General features: G+C 40.1%; 23 protein-coding genes. 12 read left to right on the forward strand and 11 right to left on the reverse strand.

All coding sequences use genetic code 11. From position 1 onward, the window contains the following. Positions 1–28: 28 nt before the first annotated feature. Positions 29–1,444 carry an MATE family efflux transporter gene (locus R1T16_RS15385; protein WP_317502123.1) on the reverse strand — a complete coding sequence of 472 codons (1,416 nt, stop codon included), beginning with the start codon at positions 1,442–1,444 and terminating at the stop codon, positions 29–31. Between the two features lie 192 nt (positions 1,445–1,636). On the opposite strand from R1T16_RS15385, the gene R1T16_RS15390 reads away from it, so the two are divergent. After that, the gene (locus R1T16_RS15390) at positions 1,637–2,152 is read left to right on the forward strand and encodes a hypothetical protein (RefSeq protein ID WP_317502015.1); all 516 of its coding nucleotides are present in this window, start codon (positions 1,637–1,639) and stop codon (positions 2,150–2,152) included. A 96-nt stretch (positions 2,153–2,248) separates the two neighbouring features. After that, positions 2,249–2,578, forward strand: a complete 330-nt coding sequence (locus R1T16_RS15395; RefSeq protein ID WP_317502016.1) for a hypothetical protein — start codon at positions 2,249–2,251, stop codon at positions 2,576–2,578. A 109-nt stretch (positions 2,579–2,687) separates the two neighbouring features. Here the strand turns inward: R1T16_RS15395 and R1T16_RS15400 are convergent, their stop codons facing one another. Next, on the reverse strand, positions 2,688–3,569 hold the full coding sequence (locus R1T16_RS15400; protein WP_317502017.1) for a PPK2 family polyphosphate kinase: 882 nt from the start codon (positions 3,567–3,569) through the stop codon (positions 2,688–2,690). A gap of 72 nt (positions 3,570–3,641) precedes the next feature. Between R1T16_RS15400 and R1T16_RS15405 the strand changes: the two genes are divergently transcribed. The 4 genes from R1T16_RS15405 (at position 3,642) to R1T16_RS15420 (ending at position 8,864) form a co-directional block, all read left to right on the forward strand. Then, complete coding sequence (locus R1T16_RS15405) at positions 3,642–4,487, forward strand: DUF6929 family protein (RefSeq protein ID WP_317502018.1); 846 nt, start codon at positions 3,642–3,644, stop codon at positions 4,485–4,487. A 168-nt stretch (positions 4,488–4,655) separates the two neighbouring features. Continuing rightward, complete coding sequence (locus tag R1T16_RS15410) at positions 4,656–5,174, forward strand: sigma-70 family RNA polymerase sigma factor (RefSeq protein ID WP_317502124.1); 519 nt, start codon at positions 4,656–4,658, stop codon at positions 5,172–5,174. Next, positions 5,158–8,448 (forward strand): YfbK domain-containing protein, encoded by a 3,291-nt coding sequence (locus R1T16_RS15415; protein WP_317502019.1) that lies wholly within the window; start codon positions 5,158–5,160, stop codon positions 8,446–8,448. The genes R1T16_RS15410 and R1T16_RS15415 overlap by 17 nt, the downstream gene beginning before the upstream one ends. Positions 8,449–8,513: 65 nt before the next feature. Next, positions 8,514–8,864: a hypothetical protein gene (locus R1T16_RS15420; protein WP_317502020.1), complete on the forward strand. Its 351-nt coding sequence runs from the start codon at positions 8,514–8,516 to the stop codon at positions 8,862–8,864. A gap of 65 nt (positions 8,865–8,929) precedes the next feature. Here R1T16_RS15420 and R1T16_RS15425 read toward each other — a convergent pair whose 3' ends face one another. Further along, entirely contained in the window at positions 8,930–13,393 is a 4,464-nt protein-coding gene (locus R1T16_RS15425; protein WP_317502021.1) for an Ig-like domain-containing protein, read from the reverse strand. 152 nt (positions 13,394–13,545) lie between these two features. On the opposite strand from R1T16_RS15425, the gene R1T16_RS15430 reads away from it, so the two are divergent. Further along, entirely contained in the window at positions 13,546–14,508 is a 963-nt protein-coding gene (locus tag R1T16_RS15430; RefSeq protein ID WP_317502022.1) for a helix-turn-helix domain-containing protein, read from the forward strand. Positions 14,509–14,551: 43 nt separating this feature from the next. Here R1T16_RS15430 and R1T16_RS15435 read toward each other — a convergent pair whose 3' ends face one another. Continuing rightward, the gene (locus R1T16_RS15435) at positions 14,552–16,186 is read right to left on the reverse strand and encodes an ABC-F family ATP-binding cassette domain-containing protein (protein WP_317502023.1); all 1,635 of its coding nucleotides are present in this window, start codon (positions 16,184–16,186) and stop codon (positions 14,552–14,554) included. 117 nt (positions 16,187–16,303) lie between these two features. On the opposite strand from R1T16_RS15435, the gene R1T16_RS15440 reads away from it, so the two are divergent. From R1T16_RS15440 to R1T16_RS15460, 5 genes are read left to right on the forward strand one after another with little or no spacing between them, the layout of a single operon-like run. After that, positions 16,304–16,528 carry a hypothetical protein gene (locus R1T16_RS15440; RefSeq protein WP_317502024.1) on the forward strand — a complete coding sequence of 75 codons (225 nt, stop codon included), beginning with the start codon at positions 16,304–16,306 and terminating at the stop codon, positions 16,526–16,528. Next, a complete protein-coding gene (locus R1T16_RS15445) occupies positions 16,521–16,733 on the forward strand; it encodes a hypothetical protein (RefSeq protein WP_317502025.1) in 213 nt (70 codons plus the stop codon). Before R1T16_RS15440 ends, R1T16_RS15445 begins: the two co-directional genes overlap by 8 nt. A gap of 8 nt (positions 16,734–16,741) precedes the next feature. Continuing rightward, positions 16,742–16,945, forward strand: a complete 204-nt coding sequence (locus R1T16_RS15450) for a hypothetical protein (RefSeq protein WP_317502026.1) — start codon at positions 16,742–16,744, stop codon at positions 16,943–16,945. Continuing rightward, a complete protein-coding gene (locus R1T16_RS15455) occupies positions 16,929–17,138 on the forward strand; it encodes a hypothetical protein (protein WP_317502027.1) in 210 nt (69 codons plus the stop codon). The genes R1T16_RS15450 and R1T16_RS15455 overlap by 17 nt, the downstream gene beginning before the upstream one ends. Next, complete coding sequence (locus R1T16_RS15460; RefSeq protein WP_317502028.1) at positions 17,122–17,304, forward strand: hypothetical protein; 183 nt, start codon at positions 17,122–17,124, stop codon at positions 17,302–17,304. Before R1T16_RS15455 ends, R1T16_RS15460 begins: the two co-directional genes overlap by 17 nt. Here the strand turns inward: R1T16_RS15460 and R1T16_RS15465 are convergent, their stop codons facing one another. The 7 genes from R1T16_RS15465 to R1T16_RS15495 all read right to left on the reverse strand — a co-directional run bounded on the left by R1T16_RS15465 (position 17,305) and on the right by R1T16_RS15495 (position 21,310). After that, positions 17,305–17,520, reverse strand: coding sequence for an alpha/beta hydrolase family protein (locus R1T16_RS15465; RefSeq protein ID WP_317502125.1), 216 nt, complete (start codon positions 17,518–17,520; stop codon positions 17,305–17,307). Further along, the gene (locus R1T16_RS15470; protein ID WP_317502029.1) at positions 17,490–18,095 is read right to left on the reverse strand and encodes an alpha/beta hydrolase; all 606 of its coding nucleotides are present in this window, start codon (positions 18,093–18,095) and stop codon (positions 17,490–17,492) included. The genes R1T16_RS15465 and R1T16_RS15470 overlap by 31 nt, the downstream gene beginning before the upstream one ends. Before the next feature lie 94 nt (positions 18,096–18,189). Beyond that, complete coding sequence (locus R1T16_RS15475; RefSeq protein WP_317502030.1) at positions 18,190–18,681, reverse strand: phosphoribosylaminoimidazolesuccinocarboxamide synthase; 492 nt, start codon at positions 18,679–18,681, stop codon at positions 18,190–18,192. Then, the gene (locus R1T16_RS15480) at positions 18,671–19,108 is read right to left on the reverse strand and encodes a hypothetical protein (protein WP_317502031.1); all 438 of its coding nucleotides are present in this window, start codon (positions 19,106–19,108) and stop codon (positions 18,671–18,673) included. The genes R1T16_RS15475 and R1T16_RS15480 overlap by 11 nt, the downstream gene beginning before the upstream one ends. Positions 19,109–19,116: 8 nt before the next feature. Then, entirely contained in the window at positions 19,117–19,335 is a 219-nt protein-coding gene (locus R1T16_RS15485; protein WP_317502032.1) for a putative signal transducing protein, read from the reverse strand. A gap of 9 nt (positions 19,336–19,344) precedes the next feature. Then, a complete protein-coding gene (locus tag R1T16_RS15490) occupies positions 19,345–20,013 on the reverse strand; it encodes a DEAD/DEAH box helicase (RefSeq protein WP_317502033.1) in 669 nt (222 codons plus the stop codon). A 133-nt stretch (positions 20,014–20,146) separates the two neighbouring features. Then, the gene (locus tag R1T16_RS15495) at positions 20,147–21,310 is read right to left on the reverse strand and encodes a sigma-54 dependent transcriptional regulator (protein ID WP_317502034.1); all 1,164 of its coding nucleotides are present in this window, start codon (positions 21,308–21,310) and stop codon (positions 20,147–20,149) included. Positions 21,311–21,444: the final 134 nt, after the last annotated feature.

The following is a 21,444-nucleotide window of genomic DNA, read 5'->3' on the forward strand; positions in this document are numbered from 1 at the left end:
CTTCGCTTTGCTCAAAATGACAGAACGCTTATAATATTGTTTCAGGTTTCAAATTTAAAGAATCCGTTTGAACATCATCTTCAATAAATTTATTCGTTAAATAATTAAAGCGAAGATACAAAAATAATGCAGCAACGGTGAGTCCGGCAAGCAGTCCTATCCATATTCCCATTGCTTTTAATTCTGTATAAATCCCCAAGTAGAAGGATACAGGGAACCCAACTACCCAATAGGCAATAAATGTTATTATCGTTGGTATCTTAACGTCCTGTAATCCGCGAAGTGCACCAAGTACCACCACTTGTATACCATCACTAATCTGGAAAATGGCAGCGACTATCAGTAATGTTGACGCGATAGATATTACCTCTGTATTATCACTAAGCTGAATGGTGTTTTCGGTATTTAGGAAAATATAGGGGAGGTAATCGTGCAGCGCCACAAACATAAGCGCAAATATGATCTCGATTATAATTGCCAATAGAAATATTGACCTGGCAACAATTTGCAGGTTTTTATAATCCTGAAGCCCTTTTTGGTTTCCTACCCTTACCATAGCGGCAACACTAAGCCCCATAGCAAACATGAAGGTCATGGAAGCCAGGCTCAGGGCAATCTGGTTAGCTGCCTGGTTGGTTTTACCCAACGAACCCGAAAGCCATACAGCTCCGGTAAACAGCGCTACTTCAAAAAGCATCTGCATAGACGATGGTAGCCCTAACGATGTTATCTTTTTAAGCATGCTCTTTTTAATTTCGCTAAAGCTGAAATCCTGAAAATACTGCTTTACTTTTTCGTTACGCGACAGCGATATGTGCATATATGCCAGCATGAACAAACGCGATATGACCGTTCCTAAAGCTGCACCTATTATTCCCATTTTTGGGAAGAACCATATACCATATATAAGCATATAGTTAATACCTATATGTATTACATTTGATGCAATAACGGCACGCATGGCATATTTCGTAAGCGACATACCATCTGCAAACTGTTTATATCCCTGGAAGATTACCATAGGCAGCAATGAGAAGGCAACCCAGTCTACAAAGGGCGATGCAAGGTCTATTACCTCTTTAGGCTGGTGCATTAAATGCATCAGCGGTTTAGCTAACGATACAACTGCAAAAAGGCAGACACCTAAAATAGTACATAGTAATAGTCCGTGATGAAATGCAGACCGCACCGTCGCAGTATCTTTTGCAGCGTCGCCCTGTGCTACTATAGGTGTAATAGCTGTAGAAAAACCTATACCTACAGACATGGCTATAAATACCAGACTGTTCCCCAACGATACAGCTGCCAGCTCGGTAGCGCCGAGCCTGCCCACCATTATATTATCTACCACGCTGATAAGCGTATGCCCTAACATACCCAGTATAACCGGGTAAGCCAGGCGGATGTTTGCGCCAAATTCTTTTGTGTAAGCTGATAAAGTCACTTCTGCAATTTTTTGCAAAGGTAGTCAGTAGGTTTCATATTAAAAATCAGTCGAAGCTAAAATCTTATAAATCACAATATTAACAAGATTCATTTGTAATTTTATGAATTAATTACAACTAATTAACAATTTATTGGATTTTTTAATAAGGCAAGCATACTAATTTTACCTCACTAACAAATACTGGAAATTATGAAAAAGACAGGAAAATTCAGAGGTCTGTTATTAGCTGCAATGTTGACATTGGGCTTTACAGCATTTGCACAGGTAGGTGCATCATCAACAGACGGCTACGATCAGGGATTCAAACTTGGCTTTGGTGTTAACGTTGGTGCAACAACAGGAAATTATTTTAACTGGGCATTGGGTGGAGACGTAAGACTGCAATATAATCTTAGCCAAAGGACATCGCTTACGCTGACAACAGGATTTACTAATCTTTTTGGCGATGACGATGTTAAGGATCTTGGATTTATTCCTGCAAAGGCAGGATTTAAAGCCTTTATATGGGAAGACAGATTTTATGTATTAGGCGAACTGGGTGCCGGTTTTGCAGTTACCAATGATTATGACCAGACATCATTTTTATGGGCACCGGGTATTGGGTATGCCAACAAATATTTTGATGCAAGTATACGATATGAAGGAATGACAGATTTTCATGCTGACCAGATTGCGCTGCGTTTAGCATATGGATTTGACCTGTAATATAATTTAACCTAAGTGCAAGAAGTAACCTTTGTAAAAACCTGCGGATTTATAACCGCGGGTTTTTTGTTTTTGTAACAACCAAGATAGTATGCCATGAAATTATTTATTATTGACTGGACTAAAGAACTTACCACACCGCTTATAGATTACTGTAAAAAAAATGCCGATGTTGTGGGTATTGAACTCAATGACGGTGCTGAAGCTTATCGTAAAACAGGATTACTTAAGCTGGATGCAATAGTAATCAATTATTCGAGTAAACCATCTCAAGGGCGTACGGCTGCCGAGAGTATCCGTAAAAGAAAAATTACGGCTAACACCCCTATTTACTTTATTGACGGCGCAGAAGACGAAAATGAAAAAGCAGACAACATTGGCATCTGCCTTTCTCAGGAAGAACTGGAAGATTTGCTCGCAGAGTGATTTTTTTGCCACAAATTCCTTTCACTAATTCTCTCAAATCAATGCTGTGTTTCAATTTACTAGGACTAAAACAATTAGTGCTATTCGAGTAATTTGTGGCCAGCATCTGCTACTTCTCATTTTGCAGCTTACTCTTATATAAATTTATATTTTCCAACACAGCTTCGTTAACGGCCGGCTCTTTAATATCCTCATAGTTTTTAAGGTGATCAAAGATAGTTTTGGCTACAAGATAACGCGCAGTTTCTTTATTATCTGCGGGAATGATATACCAGGGTGCGTGTTTTTTTGACGTGCTGTTTATCGCCTCTTCATAGTATTTTTGGTAATCGTCCCAAAACCCCCTTTCGTCAAGGTCACTTGGTGCAAACTTCCAGTTATGCTCTTCTTTATTAAGTCGTCGCAATAAACGCTGACGCTGTTCTTCTTTACTTAAATGAAGAAAGAACTTAAAGACAATCGTTCCGTTTTGCGCTATGTGCTTTTCAAAATTATTCATTTGCTCATAACGCTGTTCCCAAAGATTTTCGGGTATTTCTTCTACGGTGCTTATGCCTGGTAAATTCTCGTTCAATATAAATTCAGGATGCACGCGTGTAATAAGCACATTTTCATAATGCGAACGGTTAAAAACCGCAAACTTACCTTTCTCCGGCAGGGCAATATAATGACGCCATAGGTAATCGTGTTCCAGCTCTGCCGAAGACGGTGTCTTAAAACTGTAAACATTTACACCCCTCGCATTAAACCGCCTGAAAACTTCTCGTATAAGGCTGTCTTTGCCCGATGTGTCCATGCCCTGTAAGCAAACCAAAACACTATAGCGGTTGTTGGCATACATTTTGTCCTGCAGCTTACCGAGCTTACGGCTGGTTTTCTTGAGTTCTGAGTGTACTTTCTTTTCAGAAGCCTCCATGTCTATAAGGGTTGGAGCCTTGTGGATATCAAAGTTATCTTTCACTCTAAAATCGTCGGTATCTATTGCTTTCATCGATAATTGATTTATCTTTATATAAATATAAGCATTAAAACATTAGGGTATTTTTTACAAAAACATAATATTATGCAAAAGTTTCAGCTGGAAGTATTGTTCCACATTATAGGTATCGGTTCAGCTTCCGGGTTATTTTTTAACGGTACATCAATATATGTGGTTTCAGATAACAGCCACCTGTTGTATGAGTACAGCCTGATCGATAAAAAACTCGAAAAGATTAACCTTGCACCCCAGGATTATACCGGCCAACTCGAAAATGTCCCTAAAAAAGAGAAGCGCGATTTTGAAGCTATTGCAGCTCTTGGCGATGATCTGTATCTTTTTGGTTCGGGGTCTACCGAAAAGCGTAATACGATACTTCATGTAGATTCACAATCTAAAAAAGTCTTCCCGGCTATTGATGCTACCGACCTTTACCTGTCTATGCAGGAATTTGGCGAGATCAATAAAGAAAATTTCAATATTGAAGCAGCAGTAAATGCGGGCAGTACCTGGTATTTATTTAATCGCGGCAACGGCCCTAAAAAGCAGAACGGTGTGTTTACCCTTGAAGGCGACATCAACGAAACATCATTTCAGTTTATATTCAATGAGGTGAAACTGCCTAAAATAAACGGTTTTCAGTCGAGCTTTACCGACGCTGTACTTATTGACGACAAACTTTATTTTTTGGCTGCAGCCGAAAAAACTACTTCAACCTATAAAGACGGCGAAGTTGCGGGAACGCTTATAGGCCGAATGGATACCGAATCTATGGAAGTGGAATGGACGCAGGTTATCTCACAAAAAAATAAATTTGAAGGCATTACGCTTTACAAAAAGAATGACAAATCGTTAGAATTCCTGCTTTCTGAAGATACCGACAGTGATGCAACTGCATCTGACATTTATAAGCTGACGCTTGAGGAATAGAAGTCGGAGGTCCGAAGTCGGAAGCGATAATCGGACAACGGACTTTAGACATCGGAAAAAAAACAAACTATTTTTATTCCCTCTCCCAACCTTTTCTAAGTTTTTCTAATCTATACATAAAAGAGACTAATTGTGATGGACGAAAAACTAATAACAGCATGCAGGAAAATGCACCGGGACTCCCAGAGAAAGGTGTATGAGCTACTGGCTCCCAAACTCTACCATACCTGCAAAAGGTACCTGAAAAGTGAGGAGGAAATAGAAGAGGCCATGGCCGATGCCTTCTACACTATTTTCACCAAGCTTGACCAGCTGAAAGAAACCAAAGCGTTTGAAGCGTGGGCACGCAAAATTGCCGTGAACCAGTGCCTCATGAGCTTAAAGAAAAACACCAACTTTAATATTTATATTGAAGACATGAGCCGCAGCGCAGAACCTTCTGACGTCCAGTCGGCCGGACTTGAGGAAGAAGACCTGCTGAACCTGCTCACCTATCTGCCGGAAGGCTGCAGGACCGTCTTTAACCTGTTTGCCATAGAAGGCTACTCACACAAAGAGATCGCCGCCATGCTGAATATATCTGAGGGAACATCCAAATCACAATTAAACGTCTCCCGCGGTAAGCTTAAAGAATTAGTAAACAATGTTTATTATCAAAATGAGAACAGTCATGGAAAATCAAGATAAAATATACCAACAGTTTAAAGAGGCAGCAGGCAGGACCGAAGACAAAGGTTTTGCACGCATGGATGCGGTATGGAACCGCGTAGAAGAGAAACTGGACAATGAAAAGCAGCGCAGTATAGCCAACTGGTGGAAATATACCGGTATTGCTGCCGTTTTCCTGTTGTTTATGTTCGTAGGGGTATTTCTATTGAACAATGAAAAGGACAACCCTGTTGCTGCTCCAAAGGTTACACCGCAAAATAACGTAACGGTTATAGACACCCAAAAGGTAAAAAAAACGTTTGACCCTGTTAAGACAGAACCTAAAGAAGCTGTTGTAAGCAATGAAGCAGTAAAATCTTTTTATGACGAAAATGCTACTGTAGCGAAAGCAAATTCGGAAAAAGTTCGTGACTCTATACGTTTTAACACTCAATTTAAAAAAGCCCTCGTTTGGAATAGTAGAAGTGATAAAGGTGAATTTAGAGTTGCCGGAACTATAACCAAAAGAGCAGACGATTCGGTTTATTTCATAAAAGGACAGCGCTTTGTAACATCAAAAAAGATTGATGATCCTGAATATTATTTTTATACCAATAAAATAACATTAGTTCCTGGCGAGGGGAAACCTAATGAAACTGATGCACTCGCTAAAGGCTACGCTGCTGCCAGCCCTACAGGTGATGTAAATCTTTATTCGCCGTCGTATGCCGAAAAAAGCCAGCCTGTAACGGCAAATACTTTTAAACAGGCAGAGTCATTTGAAAAAGATAAAATCTCGGCAAGCCTTGCACCATTGGAAATAAAAGGGACTAAAACAATAAACGGCGTGATTACCGACAGCCAGGGACTACCTGTGCCGGGTGTGAGCGTTGCTATAGCAGGTACGACTAAAGCAGTATCTACAGACATTGATGGCAAATATACCATCGATGCTAAAGAAGGCGAAAAACTCTTGGCATCAATGATAGGTATGCAGCAACAGGTTGTGGCTGTTGGCAAACAAAAAGATATTAACATACGACTTCAGGATGATGCCCAAGCATTACAGGAAGTAGTTGTAGAAGGTTATAGAAGCACTACAAGAGCGACAAGTAATATTGCTGTAACTACTATTACTCCTAAAGTGATGGAAAAACACCAGTCAAAAAAAGAAAGGAAAAAAGCAGAAGAACAGGCATACATTAATAACCCTGCCACAGCTTACGTTGCCGCACCAACACAAACATACAGAGGCAGGAATATTCAGGGCAAAAAATCAGTAATATCAGATACAAATATATCACAAGGAGTAGCAACAGTAGCTTCCAAAGTAGTTACGGGCCAGTCTAATGCTAATTTTGTACAGACACTGCAAGGCCAGACTCCGGGGCTTGCCATAACAACGGGATCGGGAGAGCCGGGAACATATAAACTAAATAGCCCGAGATATTTGTCAAAAACTGATGAATTAAACGGTACGCTTTCTAAAGAACTAACTTACGGTACTCTTAAAGGCCAGCCTAATGCGGTTTTTGCCGAAAGAATGAAGGCCGCTTTACCGGGGCAGGAGAATAATTTGGGGGCAGGAACCACAACTATACTCAGAGGTTTTGGTTCAAATAGTGCGGATCCTCTATATGTGATAGACGGTGTTCCCGTAAGCGCCGATAATTTTAAGAATATAAGCAGGGATGATATTGTATCCATGTCAATATTAAGGGATGATGAAGCTTCCTCGCTATATGGCAACAGGGGTTCAAATGGGGTAATTTTGGTAAAAACAAAAAAAGGGCTTTCTAAAAAGGAACTGCGTAGACTGAAACGTGAAGAGAAAAAGAAAGGAAAAGCTGCAACGCTAAATCCTGAGTACATTAAATTCATGCAAACTACTAAACCAACCATCGAGGTTGACCAGGAAGAGTATGAAAACTTTGCAGAGAACCAGTTTGAAAATCCTGCCACTACCCCGCTTTCTACTTTTAGTATAGATGTAGATAATGCTTCGTACACTAATATCCGACGCTTTCTCAATAACGGTGAAACTGTGCCTAAAGATGCGGTACGCGTGGAGGAGATGATAAATTTCTTTAAGTACCAGTATCCGCAGCCTGTAAACAATGAGCCGTTTTCTATTAATACCGAGTACAGTGTCGCACCGTGGAATACACAGCATAAACTGCTAAAAGTAGGCCTTCAGGGTAAGATAATACCAGATGGAAATCTGCCTGCTTCTAACTTTGTGTTCCTGATAGATGTATCAGGTTCAATGGATGAAGCCAATAGACTACCGCTGCTAAAACGAAGCATGAAGCTATTAGTAAACCAAATGCGTAAAAAAGATAAGATTGCAATTATAGTATATGCCGGCGCTGCCGGGCTCGTACTGCCATCTACCAGCGGCGAGGAAAAAGAGAAGATCTACACAGCCCTTGATAATCTTTCGGCGGGAGGCAGTACCGCAGGAGGCGCAGGCATTGAACTGGCCTATAAAACAGCGCAGGAAAATTTTGCAAAAGGCGGCAACAATCGCGTTATCCTGGCAACCGATGGCGATTTTAATGTGGGCGCATCGTCTAACAGCGATATGCAGACCCTTATTGAAGAGAAACGCAAAAACGGCGTGTTCTTAACCTGCCTTGGTTATGGCATGGGTAATTACAAAGATTCTAAGCTTGAAACATTGGCTGACAAAGGCAACGGCAACTATGCCTATATAGATAACATGCAGGAAGCCGATCGTTACCTCAACAAGGAATTTAAAGGCTCTATGTATGCTATTGCCAAAGATGTTAAGATTCAGATTGAGTTTAATCCTAAGTATGTGCAATCGTACCGATTGATAGGTTACGAAAACCGTAAGCTGCGCGACGAAGATTTTGCTAACGATGCTATTGATGCAGGCGAACTTGGCAGCGGCCACACTGTGACAGCACTTTATGAAATTATACCGACCGGTATAAAAAGCGAGTTCTTCAATCCTGTTTCCGAACTAAAATACAGCCAGCCATCTGGTAATCCTAATCAATACAGCGACGAACTGGCAACCATAAAATTCAGGTCTAAAAAACCGGATGAAGACAGGAGCACCGAGATCGTTAAGATCATTCCTAATAATCCGCTGCCGTTAAACAGTACCTCTGCTGACTATAAATTCTCGGCTGCTGTGGCATGGTTCGGGCTGAAACTGAGGGATTCAAAACTTGTTCCCAACAAAAAAACTGACGATATAAAAGCACTTGCAAAACAGGGACTGCAAAATGACACTGATGGCTACAGGGCAGAATTTATACGCCTTGTAGAAATGGTTAAATAATGATAAAACTATGAATACATACCAATAATAGATAAGTGTAATTTGTGGCTAAAAATAAATACAACATGAAAAAAATATTCTTTATAATAAGTTTGCTTTGCAGCCTCATATCCTCTGCGCAATTTAACAGAAAGACTCCTGTAGAGAAATTTGAGCAGGATCTTAAAGATAACAAGGTAACACTTTACATATTGGGAGGTATAGCTTCGAGAGCTACAGATAAAGATGCTGATTTTGCAGAGAAGTATCACGTAAGCTATCATGACTTTGGATGCCTTGCGCCACCTAACCTCAACCCATACATGGATTACAACCTCTTAGCGATGGCTTATTTAACCAGACAGCACGGTCGTGAATGGGAAAAAGACATCCGAAAAGATATTTTAGGCTGGAACAGATGGAAAGAAAAATCATAAAGCAAAAAGGCAGAAGTAAAATTACTTCTGCCTTTTTTAATAATGGTTATTCTTATGTTGGATGTTTATCTCCTGATAAGTTTCTGTGTGGCAACTGCACCATTTTCAAGCGTTACCTTTACAAGATAAATACCTTCCTGCTGTGCAGAGATATCTACCGAAGCACCTGTACCTTTATACACAAGTTGTCCTGTCATAGTAAACACTGCAATCTCTTTTACAACCTGTGAAGATTGTATCGTTACAACACCGTTTGACGGGTTAGGATACAACACAAATTTAGAGGCATCAAAGTCGCCAAGACCTGCCGTAGGCACATTGATCACTACTTCAATTTCATCATAAATAGTTTCATCGTCGTTAGATGTAGCCCTTACTATAACCGTACCATTGGCAACAGCGGTAACAAGTCCGTTTTCATCTATTGAAGCAAATTCAGCGCCGTTAACAATTGTCCATGTTACATCAGCATTTGTGGCCTCTGCCGGAACAATTGTTGCTACAAGCTGAAGCGTACTTTCGTTAGTATTGATAACAGGTTCTGCATCATTTTCTACAGATATAATCAATGCAGTCGCTGCTACGTATTGGTTAGAAATTGCTATTGCTATCTCATCAAACAAAGTTTCATCGTCGTTAGATGTAGCCCTGACTGTAACCGTACCATTGGCAACAGCGGTAACAAGTCCGTTTTCATCTATTGAAGCAAATTCGGCACCGCTAACAATTGTCCATGTAGCCGAAGCATCAGTAGCATCTGCCGGAGCAATAGTAGCTACAAGCTGAAGTGTACCTTCATTTGTCGTGATAACAGGTTCTGCATCATTTTCTACAGATATAATCAATGCAGTCGCTGCTACGTATTGGTTAGAAATTACGATTTCTATTTCATCAAACAGCATTTCATCGTCATTAGATGTAGCCCTGATCATAATTGTACCATTTGCATTTGCTGTAACAAGTCCGTTTTCATCTATTGAAGCAAATTCAGCGCCGCTAACAATTGTCCATGTTACATCAGCATTTGTGGCCTCTGCCGGAGCAATTGTTGCTACAAGCTGAAGCGTACCTACGTTAGTATTGATAATAGGTTCTGCATCATCCTGAACAGATACAACTAATGCTGTAGCTGCAACGTATTGATTAGAAATTACTATTGCTATCTCATCAAACAAAGTTTCATCTTCGTTCGATGTAGCCCTGAGTGTAACCGTACCATTGGCAACAGCGGTAACAAGTCCGTTTTCATCTATTGAAGCAAATTCAGAGCCGCTAACAATTGTCCAGGTAACAGCCGTATTTGTAGCATTTACAGGTGACACAAGAGCGTTAAGCTGAAGCGTACCTTCGTTTGCAGTGATTACTGCCGGTGCGTTATTCTGTACAACAACGTCAATTGCGGTAACATCAATAATCTGGTTGGTAATTGTAATAATGATATCGTGTTTAAGGGTTGGATCTGAAACCAATGCAGCCCTGACTGTAACCGTTCCGTTTGCCTCCGCAGAAACAAGTCCGTTTGCATCTACCGTAGCAAAAATATTTCCTGCAACCACACTCCATGTTACCGGAGCACCTGTTGTGGGTGTTGTGTTTGCCACTAATTGCAACGTACCATCGTTTGTATTTATAACCGCTGGCACACTGTTTTGAGTAACAACGGTTACACCCGGCACAGCACCTTCTGCAAGTATGTTGATAGTATAATCTTCTACCTCTCCCTGAGAGTTATAGCCACACGGGCCAGAGCCTATAAAGCCGCTAACTGCTTTGCAACGCATCCTGGTATTTCCTAATATTGCCGTAGAAGGCACATTAACCGTAAACTGAAGCACGCCTGTAGACTCTTCTGTTGTAGAAAGATATACTGTCTCATCCTGAGAAAATATCATATCATGATTCCAGTCGATATATACACTCAGATAAGTAAACTGAACAAGTGATCCTGTAAAATTAAAGTTGAATGTTACAGTGCTGTTTTTTGCAGCACCTAATGTCTGTACTGTATAATCGTTGTATCCATTCAGGTTATTTGTACCAAGACAGCCTGTAGTCGCATTGTTAAGATTAGGGTAACCTCCTGTAGTAACTACACTAGATATTGACAGGTTAGAACATCCATTAATAAGATATGCATCGCAGTATCCTGCCTGCTGCCCTGTAATGGTAAGTACAAAATCGCCGTGAACTGATGGGTCAGAAATTAGTGTTGCCCTTATGATAACCGTACCATTAGCAACAGCCGTAACAACACCATACTGGCCAATACTTGCTGTTCCTGTTCCACCCGGAACGATAGACCAGGTTATATCATTATCAGCTACATAAAGGTCATTTTGATAGGCATCAAGATCAATAGAGTCCGAATTTGTATCTATCGTGGCAGATGTTTGTCCTGCTGATGTTTTAACAACTAATCCCGGAGCAGTAACGGCTGATGGTGCAGCTGTCGCTACAGAAAGTATGGCAAGCCTTATCTGCTCTCCATATTCTGCTGTTGCATCACCATCAAAAGAGAACGTAATCCCTGTTATTGTCTTAGCTGTATTTGCATCTAAAATGGTAATAACATTTTCATAAAGCCTTGGGTTTTCGGCATCTCCTTCAAGGTTGTTATTCGTCCTGTTAACACGCCCTATACCTTTTGCAGCATAGCCCGTACCACTATACCAGTCTTTAGCCTGTAATGTAACAACCTGCATGCTTGCATCGCTAAAATTTACTGTTGCAGTAAACGGAAGGTTTGTTGAGCCTCCGCCTGCAGCAGACGATAATACATATACTTTACCTACATTTTGTGCCTGGAACGATAATGTTCCTGAGCTTACTGTATTTATAGATCCCGTTACATAAGATGGAGTAAGGTATAGCGCATTAGGCCCAGTATAATTAGCCAGCTGATATGTAATTGCTGGAGTAGCAGCGCTTGTTATAAGTCCGTTTGCAGGCAGTCCATAGGCAGGTGTCGGGCTTGAAGATGTAGCTTTAAAATCCAGAGAAACCAAAGCCCTTGAATTTACCTCGTCAAGGCCAATTTCTGATGATGCCGAAGCATTACCAACACCATTAGCGATGATATCCCGGTTAAAGCCTGTGATGCCATTACCTGTTCCCGCAGCTGTTTGATTTGTAATTGTGATTACTATTGTTGCGGTCTTTGCAGGATCCTGAACTGAAGTGGCTGTTACCGTAATACTCCCGTTTTCTGAAGCAGTAACCAGCCCGCCCTGGGTTATGGCTGCATTTTGCGAACCCTGGGTTATGCTCCACGTTACAGCCTGATCTGCCGTTGCAGGAAGAACAGACGATGTAAGCTGGAGTGTACCATCATTAGCGGAAATTGCCGCAGGCACGCTGTTTTGTGTTGCAACTGAAATACTTTGCACCGGCACAGCCGTAGCCGCTGCAAATTTTCTGACTATTGTCTTACCCGACCCTGAATCGGTATAGGCTATTACAGGGTTACCTGCATTGTCAAAAATTATTGCATTCCATTTTGCCTCAGATGCTGCTACAGGGTTATCCCCCACGGTTTCCCAGCCTGAACCATTAAATTTCATTACGCTGTTCTTGTTATTAGGGCTGTTCTCAAAGTTAGAGAAAACCACATAAGGAACACCTGTAGGGCTTACAGCAATGTTAACATAGTGAACTCGGTATTCTGAGAAGTTTTCAGCACCTACCTGAGACCAAGCAGTTCCGTTGAATTTTTTAACGTTAATCTTGTTTCCCGAAGCCGAAAGCGAGGTGTAAGCCACATAAATATTATCTGATGCATCTATAGCAAGGGCAGCACGATACTGCTCACTTGACGTTGCAGGAGCAACTGCAGCTCCTCCCACATACGTCCATAAGGTTGAAGATCCGGCTGTCACATTGTTTTTCATAACGTTAATGTTCCCTCCGCTAACAAAGCTAACATACACAGTATTATCAGAACCTGTTACCATATCAAGATAATACGGAACGCCACCGGCAAAACCAGTAGAACCTACCTGTTCCCACGCGCCGTTTACAAGACGTTTTACTGTGCCCGAGGCTTCATTGTTTGCTGCTACAAGAGTACCATTAGGTGTTACTGCGCTACTTTGAAAGTTTATTGTGTTTGAAGTGACTGACGGAAGTACAGACCATGCTGTTCCGTTAAACTTTCTAACCTCCATGCCCGTACCCTGATTAGTATAATACACATTTCCTGAAGCATCTGCACATAGCGAGTTGTAAGTAGCAAAACCGTTTGTTATGCCAGCTGTTCCACCTGCATAGGTCCAGGCAGTTCCGTCATATTTTTGTACTGAGCCTTTAGTAACGCTCACATCATAATAAGAAACATAAATGTTTCCTGCAGAGTCTTTTGCAAGATTATTAAAACTTGCACCACCGGCAGAAATGCCGTCCTGAGCCCCAAGGTATTGCCACTGCTGGGCACTAAGGCCGAAAAAAGATAGTAAGATAAAACAGGTAAAAAATGCACGAAGCATCTTTTCTCGGCTATACCGTTCCTGTTTACGAATGTAAAAAGTGTTCATCTAAAATTTGTATTTGAATGTAATTGAATTATAATTTGTATTTAGTCTAAATAATAGCAATATTTGCGTGCAAATATCCTTATTAATGCATACCGCCATTTATGCGGTAAGGATTAAATATTATCAATAAAGGATTATTTATAACATGAATAATGGATAGTTTAAACATTCATGGTCATTTTGACATCGATCTCTTTAACAGGGACTACAGCGGAATTGCAGAACATGAAAAACAATTTAACACTGCTAATGGACAGGGTTCTTTCAGGAAATTTACTTTTAAGAATATTCATTTATGTTATGGGGATGTACGGCTTAATAAAAACTTTTTTATAGGCATAACATTCCCCGCTCCCGTTATAGAGATGTATTTTTCTGTGTTAGGTAGTTCAGTTCTTAAAGCAGAAAGTGGCTCAGAGTATCACTTTGCAGGTAACCAGCACAACCTTATTTTTTGTCCTGATAAAAAATACCTCATAGGATCGCCAGATGAAAAAGAAACTTCGTACACGTTTCATATTATTTTCTCAGAGCAGTATTTTTTAAGCCTTGTAAATAAAGTATATCCTGTATTAAACAGCTTTAGTACAGAGATGCTGAAACGACAATTTGCATTGCTGTCGCAAAACAATATGCCCATCATCCCCGAGATGAACAGCATACTCCAGGAAATGATGACCTGCAAAAGGCAGGGTATGCTAAAAACGCTTTTCCTGGAAGCAAAAATTATAAAGCTTATTATGCTGCAACTGGAACAATTTGAGCAGCTTGAACACAACGCTACTAATTGGCTTAAAAATCATGATATAGAGAAGATACATTACGTAAAAGCTCTCATGGATATCAATATCTCCAAGAGTTTTTCTATAAGGGAACTTTCCCGCGAAGCAGGCATCAACGATTTTAAGCTAAAGAAAGGTTTCAAGGAAATTTTTGGCACTACTGTTTTTGGCTACCTAAAAGACATTCGTATGCTAAGAGCAAAAAGGATGCTGCTTGAAAACGCCACACCTATTGCAGATATCGCCCTATTCTGTGGTTATAAATTTGTTCAGAATTTTACTAAAGCCTTTAAAAAGGAATTCGGCACGACACCCGATAAATTCAGGTCATAAAAAAAGCAGGTTTAAAACCTGCTTTTTACATTATAAAATACATTTACTTTTTCTCTATCTCCCTAAGGTTTTCCATCTTTTTATGCTCAAGGAAACCTTTAATATCTTCAAAGTGTTCTTTAACGCGTTTGTTGCCAAACTCAAACACTTTTGTTACAAGGCCATCAAGGAAATCCCTGTCGTGAGACACCAGTACAACGGTACCGTCAAACGCTTTAAGGGCATCTTTAATAATGTCTTTGGTTTTCATATCAAGGTGATTGGTAGGCTCATCCAGAATAAGGAGGTTAACCGGCTCAAGCAGCAGTTTTATCATCGCAAGACGTGTTTTTTCGCCACCTGAAAGCACCTTAACCTTCTTGGTCGTATCATCGCCACTGAACATAAATGCTCCAAGCAGGTTCTTGATCTGAGTGCGTATCTCTCCTACTGCAATTTGGTCAATCGTTTCAAAAACTGTAAGGTTTTCGTCAAGCATTGCAGCCTGGTTTTGGGCAAAGTAACCTACCTGTATGTTATGGCCCAGTTCCAGTTTACCTTCAAAGTCAATCTCGCCCATAATCGCTTTGATCATGGTAGATTTACCCTCACCATTCTTACCTACAAAAGCAAGTTTTTCTCCACGTTCTATAACAAGGTTAGCATCTTTAAACACTACGTGGCTGCCATAAGCTTTAGAAAGTTCAGTAACTACTACCGGATACTGCCCTGAACGCGGCGCGGCAGGAAATTTAAGGCGAAGTGCGGATGTATCTACTTCATCAACTTCAACAAGTTCGAGTTTTTCCAGCATCTTAACGCGCGACTGCACCTGTAATGTTTTAGAGTAAGTACCTTTAAAACGCTCAATGAACTCAGTATTCTCAGCAATCATCTTTTGCTGCTCGTCATACGCCTTTTGCTGATGCGCACGGCGATCCTTACGAAGCTCCAGATAATGTGAGTATTTTGCCTTGTAATCGTATATCCTTCCCATAGTAACTTCTATCGTGCGGGTTGTAATATTATCTACAAAAGCCCTGTCGTGCGATATCACCATAACGGCTTTAGCGCTGTTTATAAGAAAATCTTCAAGCCACTGTATACTTTCAATATCCATGTGGTTAGTAGGCTCATCCAGAAGAATAAGATCAGGTTTCTGCAAAAGTATCTTGGCAAGCTCGATACGCATCCTCCAGCCTCCGCTAAATTCAGATGTTGGCCTTGTAAAATCTTCACGGCTAAAACCCATACCTATAAGTACCTTCTCTACCTCGGCTTCATAATTCACTTCTTCTATAGAATAGAACTTTTCGCTAAGCTCAGATACTTTTTCTATAATCTTGTAATATTCATCAGATTCATAATCAGTACGCACGGTGAGTTCGTCGTTAAGGGCATCAATTTCGGCCTTCATCTTAAAGATACCTGCAAATGCTTTAGACGTTTCCTCAAATACGGTAGCATTATCCTCGGTAAGCAAATGCTGCGGCAGGTAAGCGATAACAGTACCTTTAGGTGATGATATATTTCCAGACGAAGGCTTGTTTTCTCCTGCTATAATCTTTAGCAGGGTACTTTTGCCCGCACCATTTTTACCCATAAGGGCTATTTTGTCGGTTTCATTTATTGAAAAAGAAACATCGCTGAAAAGCGTGGTACCGCCAAATTGTACCGAAAGCGCATCTATACTGATCATGACTATTTTTTTGAAGCCGCAAAGATAGGATAATTAGGCTACTGCACAACGACGCATTACTTGCAGAAAGAAAAAAGATTGGTTATATTTGGCTTAACAATATAAAGCTGACTTTTTATGAAACCATGGGTAAAATTTGGGCTCTTATGGGCTCTATGGATGATTGTTTTCATGGTCTTCGTTTCACCCTACCTTATGGTATGGCTGGGATTTGATGAAGTACCCGAAGAACAGCCACCTTTAAAGATTGCTATTTTTGCTGTAATGTTAACCATTGCGGGATTAATTGTAGGCTATGTAAACAGAAATGGAAAAAAAATAAAAAAACAGATAGATGTCTAACATGAAAAGCTGGGTGAAATTTGGATTATACTGGGGGATATTTATGGCTTTTGCTATAAATGTTATTTTTCCATTGATAGATGGCACCAAAATAATTCCGCTTAAAGCACTTGTCAGCATACCTGTATGGCTGATTTTCGGGCTTATATTTGGATATGTATCAAGGAAGAAAGGGCCTAAGAAACAGATAGAAACATCTAAGTAAGGTTACAGATGAAAAGATGGATTAAATATGGATTAATTCAGGGAACGTTGATGGCTGTAATTATTACGGTATTGTTCCCGTTAATAGACGGAACCTTTTCTACAATAAAGCTGCTAACAGGTATTCCGGTCTTTATGCTATCCGGACTGCTTTGGGGTTACTTTATGTTGGGAAGACATCCAAAAAAATTGCAGGATGAAAAAGTGGGTTAAGCAGAGCATAGGCTGGACACTATATAATACACTGATATCGGGTATAATAATCCCTTATGCAGACCGAAGCGAATTTAACGTAAAGAATATTACAATAGCTCTTTGTATCTCAGCTGCTCTTGCTTTTAGTTTAGGCTATTTCTGGATAAGAAAAAGAGAATTAAAAAAATTACACCATGAAAAAATGGGTTAGATCAGGTCTAGTATGGGGAGGTATCCTGTATATCATTACAATGATATTGTTTCCTCTTTTTGATCATGAACGATTTACGATTACTAAAATACTTTTAGGAGTTCCGCTTTGGATTGTTGTTGGGCTTATCATCGGTTACCTTCTTAAGAAAAAGAAAACGTCCTAATTACAATCCATCGGCAAACTTTTTAAATTCTATTTTAAAAAGCTCATTGTCATTAATCCCGTTATGCCCCTGTCCGGGAAGCGTAATCAAAATATCTCCCTTTTTAAACTCTCTCAGTAGTTTTTCAGCGTTATTATATGGCAGCAGATTATCTTCCGTGCCATGAAAAATACAAACTGGTGCTTTTACATTGCGCAGATATTTATAAGTTTCAATTTGTACTTTTTAATAAAACCGGGTACGAAGGGTACGATTGTGCTCACGGTTTCCTTTAGACTATAATAAGGAGCCTGCAACACTAACGCTTTAGGATGGTTTACAGATGCCAGCATAGTGGCCGGACCCGTACCAATAGAGTAAACTGTTATAATAACTGTATCCTCAGAATAAGACTTTAAGAGAAAGGCGTAGGCTTTTTTTACATCATCAAAGAACTGACTTTCACTTATTATTTTTCCGCCGCTTTTGCCATAACCCCTGTAATCGAGTATAAAGATATCGTAGCCCATATCGGTATAAGTCTTTGCGATATCGCCCCATCCTTTGAGCGATCCTCCATTACCATGCAGGTAGAACACAAGACCTTTAGTTCTTTCAGATTTAAATAGTACACCATTCAAACTTACATTATCCTCCACCTGAATCATAACTTCTTCAAACCTACCCGAAAAAGAAAATTTGTAATCTTTTACCAAAACCTCGGGCTGAAATATCATTCCCTCCTGGTTAAAATAGAGATATGCCACTATAAGAAGGTACGATACCCCGAAGAAACAAAGAATGCTTATCATTATAAATTTTAGGCTTTTAACCATTTTCTGGATTATTTATTGATCCTAATATATAAAAAGAAAAGCTACTGATTAACAATAGCTTTGATATAATTTATTTTGCGATCAGCCCTTCACGCCTCATGATCTTGAGTGCCTTTTCCGATTCGTGTGCTCCACCTGCCATTGTTCCCGGAAGCATTATCATCCTTTTCTTTCGCCTGCCATTTTCCTTAAAGAACACAACAAACCGAGACCGTGTAATACCCGGTATAGTTTTAGTGTATTCTACTTTTTCAATCGCAACTCTTTCTATAACCGGGTTTGTAGAGATGGTAAAACTGGTAAAGATAGCGTATAATAACAACAGGCCTCCTGCTCCAAAAAACGTTCCGAAAAACACAGAATCATCTATAAGACTTACATAAGCCTGATAAATCAGGCATAAAGATAAAAGCCCATACATGATAAGTGTTCTCATTATACTGCTGTTATGCACCGCTTTACCTACAATATCAGGATTATGGCTGGTGTTTAGTACTATCCTGTCTGCCAATATATGGCAATAGCCAAATTTTGTACGGAATGTATTTGTGTTATTTTCCATAAGACGCTAATGTCTGTCTAAAATTCTTGATGGCATTATACTCTTCTATGCCAAGAATAGCGGTAAGATTAAGAAAGTCAAGTTTTCCTGCCAGATGATAATGTATCAACTGCTCGCGTAAGTCACGTATCTGGTAACGCTGTGTAAGCTGGAAATTACAGGTTATTTTTTGACCGCTACTAAGATGAAGCTCTACTTTATTATTAACTCCATCTGATAATTTGTTTTCAGCATGGTTTATCATCCTGCCGTTGAAATCATCAAAACTGGAAAAATATATAGTGTTGACGGTATCAATAGTAAAAGTTTCATCTTTAACTGTTATACTTTCAGTAGAAAAAGTAATATTTCCATCTGCATGGCTTTCAACTCTTTTACGAAAGAAAAACGAACGTACACCTTTATTGTATATTCTGAACGAATTCATTCCGTCAATTAGTTCCCCATTTTAAAATCTTCGATAGCCTGGGCAGCTTTCTCTTTGTCTTTATCTTCAATAAAAACCTCTACAGCCTGTCCTAAAGATCCAAAACCGGCCATGTTAGACGATTGTATATTGTTTTTCACAATAACATTAACTCCCGCCGCTTCAATCCTTACTTTTAGCGACTGCGCTAAAATTTCACTCCCCGAAAATACTTTTACTAATGCCATAATTCTGTTTTAATTGTTGTTTTCTTCTTCTCCCTCTTCCTCCTCATATTCTTCGTCTTCTCCCTCATCATCAAACTCAAAGAAAACAGGCTCAATCATTATCCTGTCAGCAAGTGCCTCTACCCTGTCAGTAATAACATCGGTAAAAAATAAACGCTGCGTTTTGGTTATGCTGTTAGATATCCTCGTGATCTTAGTGTCCATCCTTACTTTAAGCTGGTCTTCAGTATCATCTACGATAAACATTTTCAGCTGGTTTACGTCAAACCCGGCTGTAGAAAACATATCGTTAAGCCTGTTAGTAGAACCTATAAGCACATCAATGCCCAGAGATATCTGGTTTTTATCATAATCTATATCCCCCTGCTCATAAACACCATATACTCTAAGGTCTGTATGATTACCATATTTTTTAAACATCTCAAGCATTTCAAGCACCTTAGCTTTGTCTTTTACAAAGATCAGGGCACGTGGCGATTCTTCAAACTCTTTTTCAAGGCGCTGAATTACGTTTATAACAATGGTAGTCGTTTTACCCAGTTCAGAGTCGGCCAAAAATACGCAGTCGGCACCACTTTTAATGGTTCCCCAGGTTTCTTTTTGAAGTTCTGTAGGCTCAGTAAGACCCGCTTCTTCAAGAGCACGGTTTAGGTTTTCGTTTATTTTCTTTAAAAACATTCTTTAGTTACGAATTATCAATTACGAATTACAAATAGAATAGGCTTTCAATTTGCAGACCACAAAAGTAGCAAAAAGAAAAAGAAAAAACCTCAGAGAGTTTCTGAGGTTTTTATTCTGTCATCGTGATATATTACTTGCTTGCAAAAAGCCTTACATCGCTTTCGCTGATTTCACTTCCGCCTAATATGATAAGGCGTTCAACCACATTACGCAGTTCGCGTATGTTGCCCGTCCAGTCATAGTCCTGCAAAAGTTTTATAGCATCTGCCGAAAACTTTTTAGGTGCCGATCCCTGCTCTGCCGCTATTTTCTCGGCAAAGTGGTTTATCAGCATAGGAATATCATCCCTGCGGTCGTTCAACGCCGGCACTTTTACCAGTATAACGGCTAGGCGATGGTAAAGATCCTCTCGGAAACGGCCTTCTGCAATTTCGTGTTTCAGGTCTTTATTTGTAGCAGCTATAACACGCACGTCTACCTTTATATCTTTTTCGGCTCCCACCCTCTGTATCATGTTTTCCTGAAGTGCACGCAGTACCTTGGCTTGCGCCGGGAGGCTCATATCGCCTATTTCATCCAGAAATATTGTACCCTTATCGGCAGCTTCAAATTTACCGGCACGGTCTTTTACCGCACTGGTAAATGCGCCTTTCACGTGGCCAAACAGCTCGCTCTCTATAAGTTCAGATGGTATAGCAGCACAATTTACCTCTATAAAAGCCGCACCTGAGCGCTCGCTTTTTTCGTGCAGCCAGTGCGCTACAAGCTCTTTACCTGTTCCGTTAGGACCAGTGACAAGAACACGTGCATCTGTAGGTGCCACTTTTTCTATAATTTCTTTTATATGGTTTATAGGCTCACTAGCACCTACCATTTCGTAGTTCTTGCTAACCTTTTTTTTCAGCATCTTGTTCTCTACCACAAGCACCTTACGGTCTAATGCATTGCGCACCGTATTGAGCAGGCGGTTTAGATCAGGCGGCTTGGAGATATAATCAAAAGCACCGAGGCGCATCGTAGTAATGGCGGTCTCAAGGTCACCGTGCCCAGATATCATTACAAACGGAATTTCAGGCTTAAACTTTTTTACAGCTTCAAGCACCTCAACGCCATCCATTTTGGGCATCTTTATATCGCAAAGCACTAAGTCATAGTCTTCGTTTTTTATCTTTTCAAGTCCCTGAAGACCGTCTTCGGCTTCCTCAACTTTATATGTGTCGCTTTCTTCCGAAAGTATTTTTCCCAATACCCTGCGGATGGCAGCTTCGTCTTCTATAATTAATATTTTCGACATTCTTTTTAATTGTTAGACCTGCCTGCCGGCGGGTGGTTTTTTTAGTGTTAAGCCTTCTGATTTAAAAGTAGCTATTAAATCAAAAGTTAACAAACCTGCTAAATAACATTTAACATCATTTGCAGAACATCCCT

Origin of the sequence: Flavobacterium sp. DG1-102-2, from assembly GCF_033042555.1 — a bacterium.
Classification (GTDB): Bacteria; Bacteroidota; Bacteroidia; order Flavobacteriales; family Flavobacteriaceae; genus Flavobacterium.

Bases quoted from the DNA above. Each gene is read 5' to 3' on its own strand.
- R1T16_RS15470 (WP_317502029.1), bottom strand. From the start codon at position 18,095: ATGATAAGCATTCTTTGTTTCTTCGGGGTATCGTACCTTCTTATAGTG.
- R1T16_RS15390 (WP_317502015.1), top strand. From the start codon at position 1,637: ATGAAAAAGACAGGAAAATTCAGAGGTCTGTTATTAGCTGCAATGTTG.
- R1T16_RS15400 (WP_317502017.1), bottom strand. From the start codon at position 3,569: ATGAAAGCAATAGATACCGACGATTTTAGAGTGAAAGATAACTTTGAT.
- R1T16_RS15455 (WP_317502027.1), top strand. From the start codon at position 16,929: ATGAAAAAGTGGGTTAAGCAGAGCATAGGCTGGACACTATATAATACA.
- R1T16_RS15480 (WP_317502031.1), bottom strand. From the start codon at position 19,108: ATGAATTCGTTCAGAATATACAATAAAGGTGTACGTTCGTTTTTCTTT.
- R1T16_RS15445 (WP_317502025.1), top strand. From the start codon at position 16,521: ATGTCTAACATGAAAAGCTGGGTGAAATTTGGATTATACTGGGGGATA.
- R1T16_RS15485 (WP_317502032.1), bottom strand. From the start codon at position 19,335: ATGGCATTAGTAAAAGTATTTTCGGGGAGTGAAATTTTAGCGCAGTCG.
- R1T16_RS15495 (WP_317502034.1), bottom strand. From the start codon at position 21,310: ATGTCGAAAATATTAATTATAGAAGACGAAGCTGCCATCCGCAGGGTA.
- R1T16_RS15415 (WP_317502019.1), top strand. From the start codon at position 5,158: ATGGAAAATCAAGATAAAATATACCAACAGTTTAAAGAGGCAGCAGGC.
- R1T16_RS15420 (WP_317502020.1), top strand. From the start codon at position 8,514: ATGAAAAAAATATTCTTTATAATAAGTTTGCTTTGCAGCCTCATATCC.
- R1T16_RS15430 (WP_317502022.1), top strand. From the start codon at position 13,546: ATGGATAGTTTAAACATTCATGGTCATTTTGACATCGATCTCTTTAAC.
- R1T16_RS15440 (WP_317502024.1), top strand. From the start codon at position 16,304: ATGAAACCATGGGTAAAATTTGGGCTCTTATGGGCTCTATGGATGATT.
- R1T16_RS15435 (WP_317502023.1), bottom strand. From the start codon at position 16,186: ATGATCAGTATAGATGCGCTTTCGGTACAATTTGGCGGTACCACGCTT.
- R1T16_RS15475 (WP_317502030.1), bottom strand. From the start codon at position 18,681: ATGGAAAATAACACAAATACATTCCGTACAAAATTTGGCTATTGCCAT.
- R1T16_RS15405 (WP_317502018.1), top strand. From the start codon at position 3,642: ATGCAAAAGTTTCAGCTGGAAGTATTGTTCCACATTATAGGTATCGGT.
- R1T16_RS15425 (WP_317502021.1), bottom strand. From the start codon at position 13,393: ATGAACACTTTTTACATTCGTAAACAGGAACGGTATAGCCGAGAAAAG.
- R1T16_RS15450 (WP_317502026.1), top strand. From the start codon at position 16,742: ATGAAAAGATGGATTAAATATGGATTAATTCAGGGAACGTTGATGGCT.
- R1T16_RS15490 (WP_317502033.1), bottom strand. From the start codon at position 20,013: ATGTTTTTAAAGAAAATAAACGAAAACCTAAACCGTGCTCTTGAAGAA.
- R1T16_RS15395 (WP_317502016.1), top strand. From the start codon at position 2,249: ATGAAATTATTTATTATTGACTGGACTAAAGAACTTACCACACCGCTT.
- R1T16_RS15460 (WP_317502028.1), top strand. From the start codon at position 17,122: ATGAAAAAATGGGTTAGATCAGGTCTAGTATGGGGAGGTATCCTGTAT.
- R1T16_RS15410 (WP_317502124.1), top strand. From the start codon at position 4,656: ATGCACCGGGACTCCCAGAGAAAGGTGTATGAGCTACTGGCTCCCAAA.